The 15,801-nt window shown below is 62.3% G+C and carries 17 protein-coding genes and 1 tRNA gene; 11 read left to right on the forward strand and 7 right to left on the reverse strand.

The window, feature by feature from the left end:
• Positions 1–78: 78 nt before the first annotated feature.
• The 5 genes from galE to V7714_RS14980 form a co-directional block, all read right to left on the reverse strand.
• Entirely contained in the window at positions 79–1,092 is a 1,014-nt protein-coding gene (galE, locus tag V7714_RS14960; protein WP_335710426.1) for a UDP-glucose 4-epimerase GalE, read from the reverse strand.
• A 129-nt stretch (positions 1,093–1,221) separates the two neighbouring features.
• Positions 1,222–1,740 carry an RNA pyrophosphohydrolase gene (locus V7714_RS14965; protein WP_335710427.1) on the reverse strand — a complete coding sequence of 173 codons (519 nt, stop codon included), beginning with the start codon at positions 1,738–1,740 and terminating at the stop codon, positions 1,222–1,224.
• A 127-nt stretch (positions 1,741–1,867) separates the two neighbouring features.
• A complete protein-coding gene (locus V7714_RS14970) occupies positions 1,868–2,653 on the reverse strand; it encodes a polyamine aminopropyltransferase (RefSeq protein ID WP_284196966.1) in 786 nt (261 codons plus the stop codon).
• On the reverse strand, positions 2,653–3,597 hold the full coding sequence (gene ttcA / locus V7714_RS14975) for a tRNA 2-thiocytidine(32) synthetase TtcA (protein ID WP_335710428.1): 945 nt from the start codon (positions 3,595–3,597) through the stop codon (positions 2,653–2,655). Before ttcA ends, V7714_RS14970 begins: the two co-directional genes overlap by 1 nt.
• Before the next feature lie 101 nt (positions 3,598–3,698).
• A complete protein-coding gene (locus V7714_RS14980; protein ID WP_335710429.1) occupies positions 3,699–4,439 on the reverse strand; it encodes a pteridine reductase in 741 nt (246 codons plus the stop codon).
• 50 nt (positions 4,440–4,489) lie between these two features.
• Here V7714_RS14980 and V7714_RS14985 point away from each other — a divergent pair, with 50 nt between their 5' ends.
• The 10 genes from V7714_RS14985 to lnt all read left to right on the forward strand — a co-directional run bounded on the left by V7714_RS14985 (position 4,490) and on the right by lnt (position 12,556).
• Positions 4,490–5,638 (forward strand): class I SAM-dependent methyltransferase, encoded by a 1,149-nt coding sequence (locus tag V7714_RS14985; protein ID WP_335710430.1) that lies wholly within the window; start codon positions 4,490–4,492, stop codon positions 5,636–5,638.
• A 71-nt stretch (positions 5,639–5,709) separates the two neighbouring features.
• Positions 5,710–5,786, forward strand: a tRNA-Met gene (locus V7714_RS14990).
• A gap of 100 nt (positions 5,787–5,886) precedes the next feature.
• Complete coding sequence (gene miaB / locus V7714_RS14995) at positions 5,887–7,230, forward strand: tRNA (N6-isopentenyl adenosine(37)-C2)-methylthiotransferase MiaB (protein WP_335710431.1); 1,344 nt, start codon at positions 5,887–5,889, stop codon at positions 7,228–7,230.
• Positions 7,227–7,697 carry a GNAT family N-acetyltransferase gene (locus V7714_RS15000; RefSeq protein ID WP_335710432.1) on the forward strand — a complete coding sequence of 157 codons (471 nt, stop codon included), beginning with the start codon at positions 7,227–7,229 and terminating at the stop codon, positions 7,695–7,697. The genes miaB and V7714_RS15000 overlap by 4 nt, the downstream gene beginning before the upstream one ends.
• A complete protein-coding gene (locus tag V7714_RS15005) occupies positions 7,694–8,674 on the forward strand; it encodes a PhoH family protein (RefSeq protein WP_335710433.1) in 981 nt (326 codons plus the stop codon). The genes V7714_RS15000 and V7714_RS15005 overlap by 4 nt, the downstream gene beginning before the upstream one ends.
• The gene (gene ybeY, locus V7714_RS15010) at positions 8,667–9,407 is read left to right on the forward strand and encodes an rRNA maturation RNase YbeY (RefSeq protein WP_335710434.1); all 741 of its coding nucleotides are present in this window, start codon (positions 8,667–8,669) and stop codon (positions 9,405–9,407) included. The genes V7714_RS15005 and ybeY overlap by 8 nt, the downstream gene beginning before the upstream one ends.
• 76 nt (positions 9,408–9,483) lie before the next feature.
• Positions 9,484–9,726, forward strand: coding sequence for a hypothetical protein (locus tag V7714_RS15015; protein ID WP_335710435.1), 243 nt, complete (start codon positions 9,484–9,486; stop codon positions 9,724–9,726).
• On the forward strand, positions 9,723–10,112 hold the full coding sequence (gloA2, locus tag V7714_RS15020) for an SMU1112c/YaeR family gloxylase I-like metalloprotein (protein WP_335710436.1): 390 nt from the start codon (positions 9,723–9,725) through the stop codon (positions 10,110–10,112). Before V7714_RS15015 ends, gloA2 begins: the two co-directional genes overlap by 4 nt.
• Before the next feature lie 57 nt (positions 10,113–10,169).
• The gene (locus tag V7714_RS15025; RefSeq protein ID WP_284196976.1) at positions 10,170–11,033 is read left to right on the forward strand and encodes an HlyC/CorC family transporter; all 864 of its coding nucleotides are present in this window, start codon (positions 10,170–10,172) and stop codon (positions 11,031–11,033) included.
• Positions 11,030–12,556 (forward strand): apolipoprotein N-acyltransferase, encoded by a 1,527-nt coding sequence (gene lnt, locus V7714_RS15030; protein ID WP_335710437.1) that lies wholly within the window; start codon positions 11,030–11,032, stop codon positions 12,554–12,556. Before V7714_RS15025 ends, lnt begins: the two co-directional genes overlap by 4 nt.
• A 113-nt stretch (positions 12,557–12,669) precedes the next feature.
• Here the strand turns inward: lnt and V7714_RS15035 are convergent, their stop codons facing one another.
• Together V7714_RS15035 and V7714_RS15040 are read right to left on the reverse strand one after the other, a co-directional pair.
• Positions 12,670–13,587 (reverse strand): PP2C family protein-serine/threonine phosphatase, encoded by a 918-nt coding sequence (locus V7714_RS15035; RefSeq protein WP_284196978.1) that lies wholly within the window; start codon positions 13,585–13,587, stop codon positions 12,670–12,672.
• A complete protein-coding gene (locus V7714_RS15040; protein WP_284196979.1) occupies positions 13,584–14,561 on the reverse strand; it encodes a serine/threonine protein kinase in 978 nt (325 codons plus the stop codon). The genes V7714_RS15035 and V7714_RS15040 overlap by 4 nt, the downstream gene beginning before the upstream one ends.
• 202 nt (positions 14,562–14,763) lie before the next feature.
• On the opposite strand from V7714_RS15040, the gene V7714_RS15045 reads away from it, so the two are divergent.
• On the forward strand, positions 14,764–15,630 hold the full coding sequence (locus V7714_RS15045) for a YicC/YloC family endoribonuclease (RefSeq protein WP_335710438.1): 867 nt from the start codon (positions 14,764–14,766) through the stop codon (positions 15,628–15,630).
• The last annotated feature ends 171 nt before the right edge of the window (positions 15,631–15,801 follow it).

Genomic DNA, 15,801 nt, shown 5'->3' on the forward strand with positions numbered 1-15,801 from the left:
TGCTGGGCGGGCCCGCCAACCCCGGCGGCCTGTTGTGCGGGAGCAACGAATGGGCCGGCGGGTGTAGAGCAGGGCGGCTCAGTAGCCGTTCGGGTTTTGCGATTGCCAACGCCAGGCGTCGGCACACATTTCCAGCAGGTCGCGCTTGGCGCGCCAACCCAGTATATCGGCCGCCCGGCTGGGGTCGGCATAGTAGCTGGCCAGGTCGCCCTGGCGGCGTGCCACGAAGCGCGAAGGTATACGTTGGCCGCAGGCCTGCTCGAAAGCGCGTATGACTTCCAGCACACTGTGGCCGCGGCCCATGCCCAGGTTCAGGGTCAGCAGGCCGCTTTCGCCGGCGGTGTGCTGCAATGCCTTGACGTGGCCCTCAGCCATATCACACACATGCAGGTAGTCGCGTACGCCAGTGCCGTCGGGCGTGGGGTAGTCATGGCCGAAGATGGATAGTTCGTCCTGACGGCCAACGGCAACCTGGCACAGGTGGGGCATCAGGTTGTTGACGGCGCCGCTGGGGTCCTCGCCTATCAGGCCCGATGGGTGGGCGCCCACAGGATTGAAATAACGCAGTATGGCAATACGCCAACTGGGGTCGGCCTGTACCAGGTCGTGCAATATGCCCTCCACCATGGCCTTGCTGCGGCCGTAGACGGTGTTGGGCGCCACCGGGGCTTCCTCGCGGTAAGGCACGCGGGCAGCTTCGCCGTAGACCGTTGCTGAGGAGCTGAATACCAGCCTGCGTACATTGTGCCGCGCCATGGCGTCGAGCAGGGTCAGGCTGGCTTCGAGATTATGTTGATAGTACTTGAGGGGGAACTGCTGGGCTTCGGAGATGGATTTGACGCCGGCGCAATGCAACACACCCGCGAACGGGTGTTTGTCGAAAAGGCGCTGCAGCAAGCCACGATCACGTAGATCACCCTCGTGCCAGATCATGGCGCGGCCGGCAATGGCGGCAACGCGATCCAGCACAGCGGGCTTGCTGTTGGAGAAATTGTCGACGACGACCAGGTCGTAGCCTGCGGCCAGCAGTTCCACACAGGTATGACTGCCTATGTAGCCGGCTCCCCCGGTAACGAGTATTTGTTGTCGCATCTGCCAATGCTACCGTTATTGTGCGGCGCAACCAAGACCACGATTGCATTCAAAGGGCCAATATAATCCGTGTAAGCCTAACGGCAGCTGAATACTAGCTGCCGAGAGGCGTTTCAGCGAGGAGTATAGTCAGCGTGGTGCTTCTTGTTGTCGTGGAAGTGCTTTTTGGCGAGGATGGGGTGTCAGAAAGCGTGCCAGCTCAGACAGTGCCTGCTCGTAGACGCCGCGCTTGAACTCGATCACGGCCTCCAGCGGCGCCCAGTATTCATTCCAGCGCCAGGCATCAAACTCCGGGTGGTGCGAGGCCCGCAGGCAGACATCGCACTCACGGCCGACCAGCCGCAGCAGAAACCAGATCTGCTTCTGGCCGCGATAGGTGCCGCGCCACTCCCGCCGCACCCAATGGGTGGGCACGTCATAGCGCAGCCAGTCCCGGGTGCGCCCTAGGATGCGGACATGCTCGGGCTTGAGCCCGGTTTCTTCCATCAGCTCACGAAACATGGCCTGCTCGGGCGTTTCGCCCGATTTGATGCCGCCCTGCGGGAACTGCCAGGAATGTTCGCGAACACGCTTGCCCCAAAAAACCTGGTTTTTGTCGTTGCAGATAATGATGCCAACGTTGGGGCGATAACCGTCTCGATCGAGCATGGGTATCACCGTAGGAAATCGTTAAGTTGTCTTGATTTTTTCACATCGGCACGGTGATGGAAAGCAAAGGCTGATGCTGCTTTGCAGCAAGTCGGCGGGGGTTTGCGCCTGGCTGGAAAAACTCCTGCTATATCAATAGCCGACGGTCGTTGTGCACATTCATGCGGCTCAGGTCGCTGGCGAACTCGGCGAACTCCAGCGGGTAGCGCTGCTCCAGTTCCAGTGCCTTCTCGGTCAGCGCCGACCAGGTTGGGCTGTTGCAGCCCCGCTTGAAGCACAGCGCGGTGACATTGCCGCGCTGGCGGGCGGGCAGGCACAGCACCAGGCCATCAAAGGCGCGGCTTAGCCTGTCCACATAGGCATTGAAGCGCGAGTCCGAACCCCACAGATTGACCATCAGCACCCCTTCGGGTGTCAGGTGATCGCGGCAGCGGCCAAAAAAGTCCTCGGTGGACAGCGGTTCGGCTATGCCGGTGGCGCCGTAGGCGTCCAGCATGATCACATCCACCGGATTGACCATGTTCTCGATATGGTCTGCACCGTCGCCGACGATGACCTGCAGCCGTTCATCGTCCGGCGGCAGGAAGAACATGGAGCGGGCTACGCTGACGATCTGGGGCAGCAGCTCGACCACCACGATGCGGGTCTCGGGCAGGTGCTTGTAGGCGAACTTGGCGATGGAGCCCCCGCCCAGGCCCACCATCAGCATATTGCGCGGTGGCTCGCGGAACAGCAGGAAGGAGAACATGCAGCGGCTGTAGCCCAGCACCAGCTCATAGGGGTCGCGTACCCGCATGGAGCTCTGTATGGCCTCCGAGCCCAGGTGCAGCGAGCGTATGCCGTCCTTCTCGCTGACGTCGACCACGACCTCCTCGTGCGGCGACTTGTGCACGCGCTTACCGAAGCGCCGCATCAGTGGCACCCTTCCAGCTTGTCGCGGCTATCCATGATGCTGATGCCGCGCAGGCTGCCCTCAGGCGGTTGCGGCAGTTCCAGTGCATCGAAGGCGGTATCGCCATCTTCGAAGGGGGTGTCCTGCGTCTTGAGGCCCTTGAAGTCGAAGCGCTGGGGATCGGCCAGGTGCGAGGGCACGACATGCTGCAGGGAGCGGAACATGCTCTCCAGCCTGCCGGGGAAGCGTTTGTCCCAGTCGCGCAGCATATCGCCCACCACCACGCGCTGCAGATTGGTCTGCGAGCCGCACAGATTGCAGGGGATGATGGGGAAGGCGCGCAGTTCGGCGTAGCGTTCTATGTCCTTCTCGCGGCAGTAGGCCAGTGGGCGTATCACCATATGGCGGCCATCGTCGCTCACCAGCTTGGGCGGCATGGCTTTCAGGCGGCCGCCGTGGAACATGTTGAGGAACAGGGTTTCCAGTATGTCGTCGCGATGGTGGCCCAGCGCGATCTTGGTGCAGCCCAGTTCGTCGGCGACCCGGTACAGGATGCCGCGCCGCAGGCGCGAGCACAGGCCGCAGGTGGTCTTGCCCTCAGGCACCACGCGTTTGACGATGGAGTAGGTATCTTCCTCGACGATCTTGTAAGGCACGCCCAGCTTGTCCAGATAGGCGGGCAGCACGTGCTCGGGAAAGCCGGGCTGTTTTTGATCCAGATTGACGGCAATCAGCTCGAAATCGATGGGCGCGCTCTTTTGCAGGCTCAGCAGGATATCCAGCATGGTGTAGCTGTCCTTGCCGCCGGACAGGCAGACCATGATGCGGTCGCCGGCTTCTATCATGCCGAAGTCGTCGATGGCGTCACCCACGGCATGGCGCAGGCGCTTGGCCAGCTTGTCAAAGTTGTATTTGGCTTTTTGCTCGGCGTCGGTCAGTGCCGGCTTCTGTATTACGGCGTCCATATCGGCCACCCTGAAATGCGAAAGGGCGTGATTTTACAGGGTTTTTTGCCTTGGCGCCGTCTGCTTGCACGAAAATCAGCATGGCCGGCCGCCCTGGCAAATCAGAGATATACGCTACGGCCGCCGTCTACGTTGATGATCTGGCCAGTGATGTAGGGGGCATCCTCGATCAGGAACTGGATGGTGCGGGCCAGATCGTCGGGTTCGCCCACGCGCTTGAGCGGTATGCTGCCGACGATGCGCTGGCGATGCAGCTCATCGAACACCGAGTCCGCATCGGGCCAGACATTGGCGCCAGGTGCCACGGCATTGACCCTGACTTCGGGTGCCAGATCACGCGCCAGCGCCCGTGTCATGGCGGCAAGGCCGGCCTTGCCTATGGTGTAAACCACATGGTCGCGCATGGGGCGCTCGATATGGATATCGGCAATGCTGACGATGCAGCCATGGCTTTTTTTCAGTTCGGGCGCGGCGGCCTGCGCCAGGAACAAGGGGGCTTTGACGTTGCTGCCTATCAGGTCGGCCCAGTTGTCTTCATTGATATCGCCCACGCGGGTGGGGAAGAAACTGGAGGCATTGTTGACCAGGGCATCCAGCCTGCCGAATTGCTGCAGGGTCTGCTGTACCAGCATGGGCAGGCCGGCAATATTGAGCAGATCGGCCTGGGCCAGGGCGACGCTGCCGCTGCGCTGCAGATTGAGTGCGGCGGCCAGCGCGCGCGCCTCGGTGCTGGAGCTGCGGTAATGCAGCATGATGTTCCAGCCGGCGCCATGCAGCCGCCGTACGATGCTGGCGCCTACCCGCTTGGCGCCGCCGGTTACCAATGCCACTTTGCCCTGCATGATGCACCCTCGTTAAACTGCGTGTTCTCTGATGGCATCGAATCTAGCACATGACCTCCCTTCCCGCGCCCAGCGCTGCGCAACAGGCCGCCAGCCAGGCCCTGTTGCAACTGATACAGCATGAACTGAACCAGGCTGGCGGCTGGCTATCTTTTGCCGACTATATGCGGCTGGCCCTGTACGCCCCTGGCCTGGGTTACTACAGCGGCGGTAGCCGCAAGTTCGGTGCCGCCGGGGACTTCATCACGGCGCCGGAATTGTCGCCGCTGTTTGCCCAGTGCCTGGCCCGGCCTGTGGCCCAGGTGCTGCGGCAGTGCGGTGGCGATGTGCTTGAGGTGGGGGCGGGCTCAGGCAGGTTGGCGCTGGACATGCTGCAGGCGCTGGCTGCGCTGGGGCAGTTGCCGGCGCGCTATCTGATTCTGGAATTATCGGCCGAGCTGGCGCAGCGGCAGCGTGAGACGCTGGCTGCCGAACCCGACTTGCTGGCACGGGTGAGCTGGCTGACTGCGCTGCCGCAGGCGTTTGTCGGCGCCATTGTCGGCAACGAGGTGCTCGATGCTATGCCATGCCGGCTGGTCTGTTGGCAGGGTGGTGCGTGGTGGGAGCGTGGCGTGTGCTGGCGCGAAGGTCTGGCCTGGGAGGATAAACCGCTGGTGGATATTGCCGTGGTGGCGCATATCGCTACTGACGGTCTGCCGGATGGCTATCTGACCGAGATACAGCCCGAGGCGTGTGGCTTTGTGGCCAGCCTGGCAGAGGCCACCAGGCAGGGCGTCTTGATCTTGCCGGACTATGGCTTTGTGGCCAGCGAGTACTACCACCCGCAGCGACACAAGGGCACCCTGATGTGCCACTACCGCCACCATAGCCACGACGATCCGTTTCATCTGCCGGGCCTGGAGGACATCACCACGCATGTGGATTTCTCGGCCATCTGGCGTGCGGGGGAGGCGGCAGGCTGGCAACTGGAGGGCTATACGGCCCAGGGTGCCTTCCTGCTGGATGCGGGCCTGCTGGAATGCATGGCCGGGATGGACAGCCAGAGCCAGGACTACTTCAGGGCGGCCGCAGCGGCGCAGAAGCTGGTGGGGCCGGCCGAGATGGGCGAGTTGTTCAAGGTCATTGCCTTCTCGCGCAACCTGGCGCTGCCGGGCTTGCTGGCGGGGTTTGGCCGGGATGACCGCTCGGGCGGTTTATAGCTGTCTGAAAAGATTTGCGCGTGGCGCTTGACGAATAGCGGGGCGCTGCGGATAATCACGCCCTCTTCGTTGGCTATGTAGCTCAGCTGGTTAGAGCACAGCACTCATAATGCTGGGGTCACTGGTTCAAGTCCAGTCATAGCCACCAGGTTTTTAAAGCCCGTTGCCGTAAGGCAGCGGGCTTTTGCCTTATGCGCGCGCCGTGGTGATTGGCGTAAACTAAGGGCTTGATTTCAAGGCGGATTATCGTGAGCAAGAAAGTCTTCATCAAAACCTTCGGCTGCCAGATGAACGAGTACGACTCGGACAAGATGGTGGATGTGCTCAACGCGTCGGAGGGCCTGACCAAGACCGATAATCCCGAGGAGGCTGATGTCATCCTGTTCAACACCTGCTCGGTGCGCGAAAAGGCGCAGGAGAAGGTGTTTTCCGACCTGGGCAGGGTGCGCGAACTCAAGCTGCAGAACCCCAATCTGCTGATAGGCGTGGGTGGCTGTGTCGCCTCGCAGGAGGGGGAGGCCATCGTCAAGCGGGCGCCCTTCGTGGACCTGGTATTCGGCCCCCAGACCCTGCACCGCCTGCCTGAGTTGATTGCCCAGCGGCGTGCCAGCGGCGCTTCCCAGGTGGATATCTCCTTCCCGGAGATTGAGAAATTCGACCATCTGCCGCCTGCGCGGGTTGAAGGCGGCACCGCCTTTGTCTCCATCATGGAAGGCTGCTCCAAGTTCTGTTCCTTCTGCGTGGTGCCTTACACCCGTGGTCAGGAAGTCAGCCGGCCGTTCGAGGACGTGCTGGTCGAAGTGGCGGGCCTGGCGCAGCAGGGCGTCAAGGAAGTCACCCTGTTGGGGCAGAACGTCAATGCCTACCTGGGCAAGATGGAAGACGGCGAGATCGCCGACTTTGCACTGCTGCTGGAATATGTCCACGAGATACCCGGTATCGAGCGCATTCGCTATACCACCAGCCACCCCAAGGAAATGACACAGCGGCTGATCGATTGCTACCGCAATCTGCCCAAGCTGGTATCGCACCTGCACCTGCCGGTGCAGGCAGGTTCTGATCGGGTGCTGGTGAACATGAAGCGCGGCTATACCACCCTGGAATTCAAGGCCATCGTGCGCAAGCTGCGCGAGGCGCGTCCCGATATCTGCCTGTCGTCCGACTTTATCGTCGGCTTCCCCGGCGAAACGGATGAGGACTTCGAGCGCACCATGAAGCTGATTGAAGATGTGCGTTTTGACGCCAGTTTCAGCTTTATCTACAGCCGCCGCCCCGGTACGCCGGCTGCTGATCTGCCCGATGACGTAAGCCATGAGGACAAGGTCAAGCGCCTGATGCGGCTGCAGGCCCGTATCGAGGCGTTCGCCCAGGAAGAAAACCGCCGCATGGTGGGCACGGTGCAACGCGTGCTGGTGGAAGGCCACGCCCGCAAGGATGCCAGTGAGCTGGCGGGCCGCACCGACAACAACCGCATCGTCAACTTCGCCGGCCATGCCCGCCTGATCAATCAGTTCACCGAGGTGCTGATCACCGAGGCCATGCCGCACAGCCTGCGTGGCGAGATCGTGACGCGCGAGACCGTCAGCGCATGATGTCTACCGTAGCGATCGGTAACGAGGCGCCGGTGCAGATCGTGCCGGTGGCCGATCTACCCGAGGGCGTAGAGGCCCTCTGTGTGTTGGGCGAGGCAGAGGGATTCCGCTTTCTGCGCCGCCTGATCGATGACTGGCGCTGCGGCGATAACCGTTTCGACCAGGAAGGCGAAGCCTTTCTGGCCGTCTGGATGGCGGACCGGCTGGTGGGGGTGGCGGGGATCAATCGCGACTGTGATGACGATACGCTGGGGCGGGTGCGGCGGGTGTATGTGCATCCCGAGGCCCGCAGCCACGGCGTGGGCCATGCCCTGATCGGCGCCATCGAGCAACACGCCCGGCAGCACTTCAAGCGCCTGGTGCTGTATACCAATGCCGAGCCGGCCATGCATTTCTACGAAAGCATGGGTTATCGCCGTATCATTGGTCACCCGCAACGCAGCCACGAGAAACGCCTCACGCCATGAGCATCCGTCACGCTACCCGTGAAATCAGCTTTGAACCTGTAGACAACGGCCGACTGGCCAATCTGTGCGGCGCCCTTGATGAAAATCTGCGCCAGATAGAAAACGGCCTGGAAGTCGATATTGCCCGCCGTGGCGAGCATTTCAGCATCTCTGGCCGGGTGGTGCAGACTAAGCTGGCCACTGAGTTGCTGGAGCGCTTCTATGCCATATCGCGGCGGCCCATCGATGTCGAGGAGATACAGCTGGGCTTGATTGAGGTGGCGCATCCGACAGACGCCATGGTGGCTGGCGAAGACGGCATGCCGGTGCTGCTGACCAAGCGCGCCGATCTGCGTGGCCGTACGCCCAGGCAGAATCACTACCTCAAGGCCATACAGGAGCACGATATCACTTTCGGTATCGGCCCTGCCGGTACCGGCAAGACCTATCTGGCCGTTGCCAGCGCGGTCGATGCGCTGGAGCGCGACCTGGTCAAGCGGCTGGTGCTGGTGCGGCCGGCGGTGGAGGCTGGCGAGCGGCTGGGGTTCCTGCCGGGCGACCTGGTGCAGAAGGTGGACCCCTATCTGCGCCCGCTCTACGACGCCCTCTACGACCTGATGGGGTTTGACAAGGTCACCAAGCTGTTCGAGCGGGGCATCATCGAGGTGGCGCCGCTGGCCTTTATGCGTGGCCGTACCCTCAATCACGCCTTTATCATTCTGGACGAAGCGCAGAACACCACGCCCGAGCAGATGAAGATGTTTCTGACCCGCATCGGCTTTGGTTCCAAGGCCGTGGTAACCGGCGATGTCACCCAGATCGACTTGCAGCGCCACCAGAAGTCCGGCCTGATCGACGCCCAGCATGTGCTGCAGAATGTGCGCGGCATAGCCTTGCACTATTTCAAGAGTGATGACGTGGTGCGGCACCCGTTGGTGCAAAAGATAGTCGATGCCTATGAAAAGCGCGATCGCGCCAAGGAAAAGAACGATGAGTAAGCCAGAAGTCTATGCCGTTGATGCCGATGGCAAGCAAAAGCGGGTCAAGGCTGAGGCCTTGCGCATCGTGCTGGCCGACGGCAGCGAGCTGCAGGTACTGCTTGATGAGCAGGATGGTCTGCTGATCGGCACGCCGGCCGGGGATCATGCTCCGGCGCGGCTGTTGCTGCGCCCGGGTGCCGCCAATGCCGTGCGTATCGAAGTGGAGCGCGACCCGGTTGATCTTTCGGTGCTGGGTGCGGACCGCGAAGGCTCCTTGGACTTGGCGGTGCAGTATGGTGTGCGCCCCAAGGGCACGCCCGGCAAGAAGCTGCTGCGCCTGTGGGCTGCCGCCGCGCTGGAGGCGGGGCTTGATGCCTCGCTGACCCTGCGGGTGGTGGACGAGGCCGAAGGCCGTGCGCTGAACCGCGACTATCGCAGCAAGGACTATGCGACCAATGTGCTGAGCTTTGCCTTCAATGAGGGCGAAGCCATGCCGGGCATGGACGACATCCTGATGGGCGACCTGGTGCTGTGCGCACCAGTGGTCGAGCGCGAGGCGCTGGAGCAGGGCAAGACCCTGGAGGCGCACTGGGCTCACCTGGTGGTCCATGGCGTGCTGCATCTGCAGGGCTACGACCATATGGATGAGGTGGAAGCCGAGGCCATGGAAGCCCTGGAAACCGCCATCCTGCAAAGCCTGGGCTATCCCGACCCCTATCTGAGCGAGAAGGGTGCGCCGGACGAGGCGTGAGGGCCGGGCAGAGGTGGCCTCGCTTGCCGTCGTGATCCGGACGCTTTGCCCGTATGCGGTTGCGTACGAACCTGCCTTGCGCCAGTTGGCCGATCGACTACCCGCCTTGTGCTGCTTCCATGGCGTTGATTGTGCCGCCTGGGAAGCGGCGCTGGACTGGGTAATGATAGAGACAGGCCGTGATGTTGAATTGTTCGCACTCACCACCAGCCACCCAGGTGAGGACGAAAACGATGTGCTGGACTTGGTGCGTGCCTTCCGACTTCATGGCGCGGTTGAGTTGGTATGCATGACGCTGCCCGAAGGTCTGGCTGCATGATTGCCGGCCTGCACCATGTTGCCATTATCGTGACCGATCTGGCCGCAGCGCGGCGCTTCTATTGCGAGGTGCTGGGTGGCCAGGAGGTGGCGGCGCATTACCGTGCCGCGCGTGACTCCTGGAAAGTGGATGTGCAGCTGCCCGATGGCGGTCAGCTGGAGTTGTTCACTTTTCCGGCGGCCCCACCCCGCGCCAGCCAGCCCGAGGCGCAAGGCTTGCGCCACCTGGCATTGCGGGTGACGGCAATGGCGCCCCTGCTGCAACGGCTGGCACAGTACGGAATAGCCTGCGAGCCGCTGCGGGTGGACGAATACACGGGTGCCCGCTACACCTTTTGCCGTGATCCCGACGGCTTGCCTATCGAATTTTACGAAACCGTAATGTAAGAACGCAGCCGGCAGAGCCGGCTATAATCCCCCCATTGTCATTTTTCCTATTGCCTCATGGACTTACCCTCTAGTCGATCGCCCAAGCCGAATAACGACCATAAACCCAACTGGCTGGAGCGCCTGACCGCCTTCCTCCTGCGTGAGCCGGAAGACCGGCAGGAACTGGTGGAGCTGCTGCATTCGGCGTTCGAACGCCATCTACTCGATGCCGACGCACTCGAAATGATAGAGGGTGTGCTGCAGGTGGGTGACCTGCAGGTGCGCGATGTGATGGTGCCCCGCTCGCAGATGGATGCGATCGATATCGCCACCCCGCCCGAGGATTTCATACCCTACGTCATCGATACGGCCCACTCGCGCTTCCCGGTGTACGAGGGTAGCAAGGACAATATCGTCGGCATACTGCTGGCCAAGGATCTGCTGCGCTACTACGTGAGCCAACAGTTTGCCCTGCGGCCCATGCTGCGGCCGGCCGTGTTCATACCTGAATCCAAGCGTCTCAATGTGCTGCTCAAGGAGTTCCGCGCCAACCGCAACCACATGGCCATTGTGGTGGACGAGTATGGTGGCGTGGCGGGCCTGGTCACCATAGAGGACGTGGTCGAGCAGATCGTTGGTGATATCGAAGACGAGTACGATTTCGATGAGACCGAGGACAATATCCGCCCCGACAAGCAGGGACGTTGGCGGGTCAAGGCCACTACCCTGGTGGGTGATCTCAATATAGCCCTGGGCAGTGCTTACCAGCCTGATGGCATCGACACCGTCGGTGGCCTGGTGGTGACCGAGTTTGGCCGGGTGCCCAAGCGGGGCGACGCCATCAGTATCGAGGGCTATCACTTCCGTGTGATACGTGCCGACAGCCGCCGCGTGTATTCCTTGCTGGTCGAGCGCGAAGCCGCCTCGGACGAGACGTGAGCCGCCTCACCACCGCCGCCCGGCTGCTTGGCCGGGCGCTGCCGCCTGCCCTGATAGGCGGCATTGCCGTGTTCGGCTTTGCGCCGTTCTCGTTCTGGCCCTTGCTGCCCTTGTCGCTGGCCTTGCTGTTTGGCCTGATCGACGTTGCGCCCACACCCAGGCGAGCGGCCTATATAGGCTGGGCCTGGGGCCTGGGGTATTTCACCGGCACCATACATTGGATATTCATCAGCCTGCATACCTATGGCGGCATGCCTGCGCCGCTGGCGGCACTGGCGGTCTTGCTGCTGGCAGCCTTCCTGGCCCTGTACCCGGCCCTGACGGCCTGGGCTGGCAAGCGGCTGGCCGGGCAGTCCCGCGCCGCCCTGCTGCTGTGCCTGCTGCCGGCCCTGTGGTTGCTGGCCGAATGGCTGCGCGGCTGGGTGTTCACCGGCTTTCCCTGGGCGGCCGTGGGTTACAGCCAGATACCCGATGGCCCGTTGGCAGGCTACGCCCCCTTGGTCGGTATCTATGGTGTCAGCGGCCTGATTGCCCTGGTGGGTGGCATTGCCGCCTGGTTGATGGGTAGGCGCTTTGATCGGGTCGATGGCCTGGCGCTGGCCGGTGTGCTGCTGCTGGGCGGCCTGGGCTATGGCCTCAAGCAGGTGGCCTGGACCGAGCCCAGCGGCAAGCCGCTGAAGGTGGCGCTGCTGCAGGGTGCCATCCCGCAGAACCGCAAATGGGGCGCCGAGGACCTGGCCTACAACCTCGACACCTATTACCAGTTGGTCGGCAAGGCCAAGGCCGATCTGATCGTGATGCCGGAAACCGCCTTCCCCATCTTTCTGCACGATATGGACGGCTATTTTCCGGAGGTGCTGGATGGCATGCTGGCCCATGTGGCGGCTCAGCAGGCGGCCCTGATAGGCGGCGTGCCGCGGCTGGACGTGCGCAGCCAGCGCTACTACAACGGTGCAGTCTTGCTGAGCGACCCGAAGCGGCCGGCCAACTACAAGGCCCACCTGGTGCCGTTTGGCGAATATGTACCCATGCGGCCGCTGCTGGCCTGGGTCTACGACAATCTGCTGAACATGCCGCTGGCTGATTTCAGCTCGGGCGGCCCGCAGCAGACGCCGCTCAAGGTGCGCGACCAGCGGATTGCCGCGCATATCTGCTACGAAGACGTATTTGGCGAGGAATTGCTGCCCAATGCCCGCCAGGCCACCATCCTGCTGAATCTCTCCAATCTGGCCTGGTTCGATGGCTCGGTGGCGCTGGCCCAGCATGGGCAGATATCGCAGGCGCGGGCGCTGGAGACAGGGCGGCCGATGTTGCGGGCCACCAATAGCGGCACCACGGCGGCCATTACCCCAGACGGCCACTACCAGGCGCGGTTGCCCGAGCGGATCGAGGGCACGCTCTACGCCATGGTGCAGGGCATGCAGGGCAACACCCCGTACCTGCTCTGGGGCAATACGGCGGCACTGCTGCTGGCGGCGCTGGGGCTGGGCATGGGTTGGTGGTGGCGCCGGCGCGAAAGCTGAGAGCCCGGCAAGTGCTTTGAACGGGCTCTTGGTTCGGAGATGAGGGTTACGGACTAGCACCAGAGGTTTCTCTGGCGCTAGCCGTAGGCACTGCGCGGGCGCCTGGCTGTGCCCTAGCGAGAGTACTTGTTGATGGCGGCCTGTATCTCGTTGATGGCGGCTTCGATATCGGCCTCGGTGACTTCCTTATTTTCCTTCAAGGCCTTGTCGGATGCCAGGGTATTGAGCCGGGTGGTCACTTCGCCATCGGACAGCTTCTTGGTCGACAGGCTGTCAGCCGTGGCGTGGTCGTCCTCTTCGTGCCAGTTGATGGCAACGCCGGTCAGATTGTCACCATGTATGCCGCCACGGGCCTCGGCCCGGTCCAGCAGCTGGGGCAGGGCGTACAGCACCGGGTAGCCGGTCATCATCTGTTCCAGCTCACCCTGGGTGACGCAGCCCCACAGGCCGTCGGTGCATAGCAGCACGGTGTCGCCATCGACCAGCGGTACCTTGCCGCCGATTTCCACCTCGGGCGGGAACATCGAGCCCAGGCAGTTGTAGATCTTGTTCTTCTCCGGGTGGCGTTCGGCTTCCTCGGCCGTGATACGGCCCATGTCCACCATCTGCTGCACCTTGGAGTGATCGCGCGTGCGGGCGGCAACCTGGCTGTTGCGTATCAGGTAGAGCCGGGAGTCGCCCACATGGGCCCAGTACAGCATGCCATCCTGGATGATGGCGGCCACCACGGTGGTGCGGGGTGTCTCCAGCAGGCTGTGGTTGGCAGCATAGTTGAAGATGGCGTCATGGCACTTCATGCAGCCATCTGCAATGAACTGGTGCGGGTTCTGGATGGTGGGCTTGGCTTTTTTCTGGAACAGCTCGGCCATCAGTTCTACCGTGATCTGCGCTGCTACTTCGCCATGCAAATGACCGCCCATGCCGTCGGCTACCACCATCAGCAGCGAGTCGCGGCTGTAGGAGTAGCACATGCGGTCCTGGTTGTACTGGCGCGCCCCCCGGCGGGTTTCCTGGAATATCGTGAATTTCATTTTTGTTCTCCTTTGCTGCTGCCCAGGCGGGTTAACCGCGCCAGGTTGCCTTTCAGGCCGGCCAGCAGGCCCTTGCCTGGTTTTGGTTGCGGCTCACTGGCCGTTTCAACCAAGGCTTTTTGTACGTCGCGTACGCTTTGCGGACGGGCCAACGGGTCCAGTTCCAGGCACCAGTCAACCAGTTCCAACAAGCTGGCCGAATAACGGCCAGCCCACATTTTCTTGACCGACTGGTATTTGTCTTCCTTGGCGCGCTGGTCGGCCGCCTGCGGCGCCAGTCCGCTCATGCAGGCAAATATGCTGGCCCCTACGCTATAAATGTCACTCCAAGGCCCTAGCTTCTCACGGTCGGCATATTGCTCGGGCGAGGCAAAACCAGGGGTATACATGGGTGTGAACTTGCTCAGCGCCGACTGGTTCAGCGCCTCGCGGGCAGAGCCGAAGTCCAGCAGCACCGGGCTGCCGTCGCGCCGTATATAGATGTTCGCCGGCTTGATATCGAGGTGCAGCATCTTGTGCAGGTGCACTTCGCGCAAGCCGTTGAGCAGGTGGGCGAAGACGTAGAGGATCATGTTCTCCTTCACGCCGCCTTCGGTCAGCTGGATTTCCTTCTGCAACGTCCTGCCCCGCTCGTATTCCATGACCATGTACACGGTCTCATTGGCGCGGAAGAAATTCACCACCTTGACGATATTGGGGTGGCGTATCTGCGCCAGGGTCTTGCCTTCCTCGAAAAAGCACTTCATGCCGTGGCGGAACAGCGCCAGGTTGTCGGCCGAGGTGGCCATCACCCGCTCCCCCTCGCTGCGCAGGGCGAGCGCATTGGGCAGGTATTCCTTGATGGCCACCGGCTGGTCGGTATCGTCGTGCGCGAGATAGACGATAGAGAACCCGCCAGCCGACAATTGCTTGACGATGGTGTAATTGAGCAGCTGGTAGCCGCGCGCTAGCGGGAAGTTACTGGGTGGTGGCATCGATAGGCGTCTTGGCGCGTGTGGTAAGATTGGCGGCCTGTTTTGGGACCGCTGCCCGCCATATTGCCAGTACGGCAATGAAATGACATGTGAGTTGTTGTGTCAATTGTGGTTTTGGGCCGTCACAATGTCAAAGCGCATTGCAGCTTAGCCTGCTTTGCCCCGCATCAAACCGTCTTATCCATAGCATTCCGGAGACCCCATGATACTGAGCATGACTGGCTACGCCGTCGCTACCCGAGAGTTGGCCGGTGGCCTGTTGAGCGTGGAATTGCGGGCGGTGAACCACCGTTTTCTCGATCTCAACCTGCGCCTGCCTGAAGAGCTGCGGCTGATCGAGAATCAGTTGCGGGAGAAGCTGGCTGGCAAGGTGTCGCGTGGCAAGCTCGATTGCCGCGTGGGTTTCTCGGCCCGCGCCGAGACCCAGCCGCGGCTGCAGCTGAATACCGGCCTGCTGGCGCAATTGGTGGCGCTATCGCAACAGGCGCGTGATATCGCCTCCCAGGCAGGCGACCTGAAGATGGGTGAGCTGCTGCGTTGGCCCGGTGTGCTGGCCACCGATTCGGTGACGCCAGAGGCCATGCAGCAGACCGCGCTGGAACTGCTGGATATCGCGCTGGCCGATTTTGCCGCCACCCGTGGCCGCGAAGGCGCCAAGCTGGCGGATTCCATGCTCGAGCGCATCGCCAAGATCGAAGCCATCGTCAACGAGGTACAGCCACGCCTACCCACCATCGTGGCCGCCTATGACGAGAAGCTGAAGTTGCGGCTGGTCGAGGCACTGGGTAGTGCCGACGATGACCGGGTACGCCAGGAAGTGGCTTTGTTCGCCCAGAAGATCGACGTGGCGGAAGAGCTGACCCGCCTCAGCACCCATATCGTTGAGCTGCGCCGCATCCTCAAGACCGGCGGGGCGGTTGGCAAACGCCTGGACTTCCTGATGCAGGAGCTGCATCGCGAGGCCAATACCCTGGGCTCCAAGTCGGTGGCGGTCGAGACCTCGCAGGCCTCGCTGGAGTTGAAGGTGCTGATCGAGCAGATGCGGGAGCAGGTGCAGAATATTGAATGATGGCCAGGGGGTTTGGGTGATGGCGATCGTTGCCGGCCTGGGCTGAGCCCAGGCTTTGACCGTAGGTGGCAACGGTTGGGCCATCATCACTATTCCCCTGATCTAGCCCACTCCCCCCCCCCGCCCCCTGCCGCCGCAGGGGGAGCCTCGCTGGCGCTCGTGGGCGTCAGT

The sequence above is a fragment of the Chitinimonas sp. JJ19 genome, assembly GCF_036961565.1.
Taxonomy (GTDB): Bacteria; Pseudomonadota; Gammaproteobacteria; order Burkholderiales; family Chitinimonadaceae; genus Chitinimonas.

Coding starts and splice junctions, on each gene's coding strand:
- V7714_RS15000 (WP_335710432.1), top strand. CDS start 7,227: ATGATGTCTACCGTAGCGATCGGTAACGAGGCGCCGGTGCAGATCGTG.
- V7714_RS14980 (WP_335710429.1), bottom strand. CDS start 4,439: ATGCAGGGCAAAGTGGCATTGGTAACCGGCGGCGCCAAGCGGGTAGGC.
- ttcA (WP_335710428.1), bottom strand. CDS start 3,597: ATGGACGCCGTAATACAGAAGCCGGCACTGACCGACGCCGAGCAAAAA.
- galE (WP_335710426.1), bottom strand. CDS start 1,092: ATGCGACAACAAATACTCGTTACCGGGGGAGCCGGCTACATAGGCAGT.
- V7714_RS15045 (WP_335710438.1), top strand. CDS start 14,764: ATGATACTGAGCATGACTGGCTACGCCGTCGCTACCCGAGAGTTGGCC.
- V7714_RS15025 (WP_284196976.1), top strand. CDS start 10,170: ATGGACTTACCCTCTAGTCGATCGCCCAAGCCGAATAACGACCATAAA.
- gloA2 (WP_335710436.1), top strand. CDS start 9,723: ATGATTGCCGGCCTGCACCATGTTGCCATTATCGTGACCGATCTGGCC.
- V7714_RS14985 (WP_335710430.1), top strand. CDS start 4,490: ATGACCTCCCTTCCCGCGCCCAGCGCTGCGCAACAGGCCGCCAGCCAG.
- ybeY (WP_335710434.1), top strand. CDS start 8,667: ATGAGTAAGCCAGAAGTCTATGCCGTTGATGCCGATGGCAAGCAAAAG.
- V7714_RS14970 (WP_284196966.1), bottom strand. CDS start 2,653: ATGCGGCGCTTCGGTAAGCGCGTGCACAAGTCGCCGCACGAGGAGGTC.
- V7714_RS15040 (WP_284196979.1), bottom strand. CDS start 14,561: ATGCCACCACCCAGTAACTTCCCGCTAGCGCGCGGCTACCAGCTGCTC.
- V7714_RS15005 (WP_335710433.1), top strand. CDS start 7,694: ATGAGCATCCGTCACGCTACCCGTGAAATCAGCTTTGAACCTGTAGAC.
- V7714_RS14965 (WP_335710427.1), bottom strand. CDS start 1,740: ATGCTCGATCGAGACGGTTATCGCCCCAACGTTGGCATCATTATCTGC.
- V7714_RS15035 (WP_284196978.1), bottom strand. CDS start 13,587: ATGAAATTCACGATATTCCAGGAAACCCGCCGGGGGGCGCGCCAGTAC.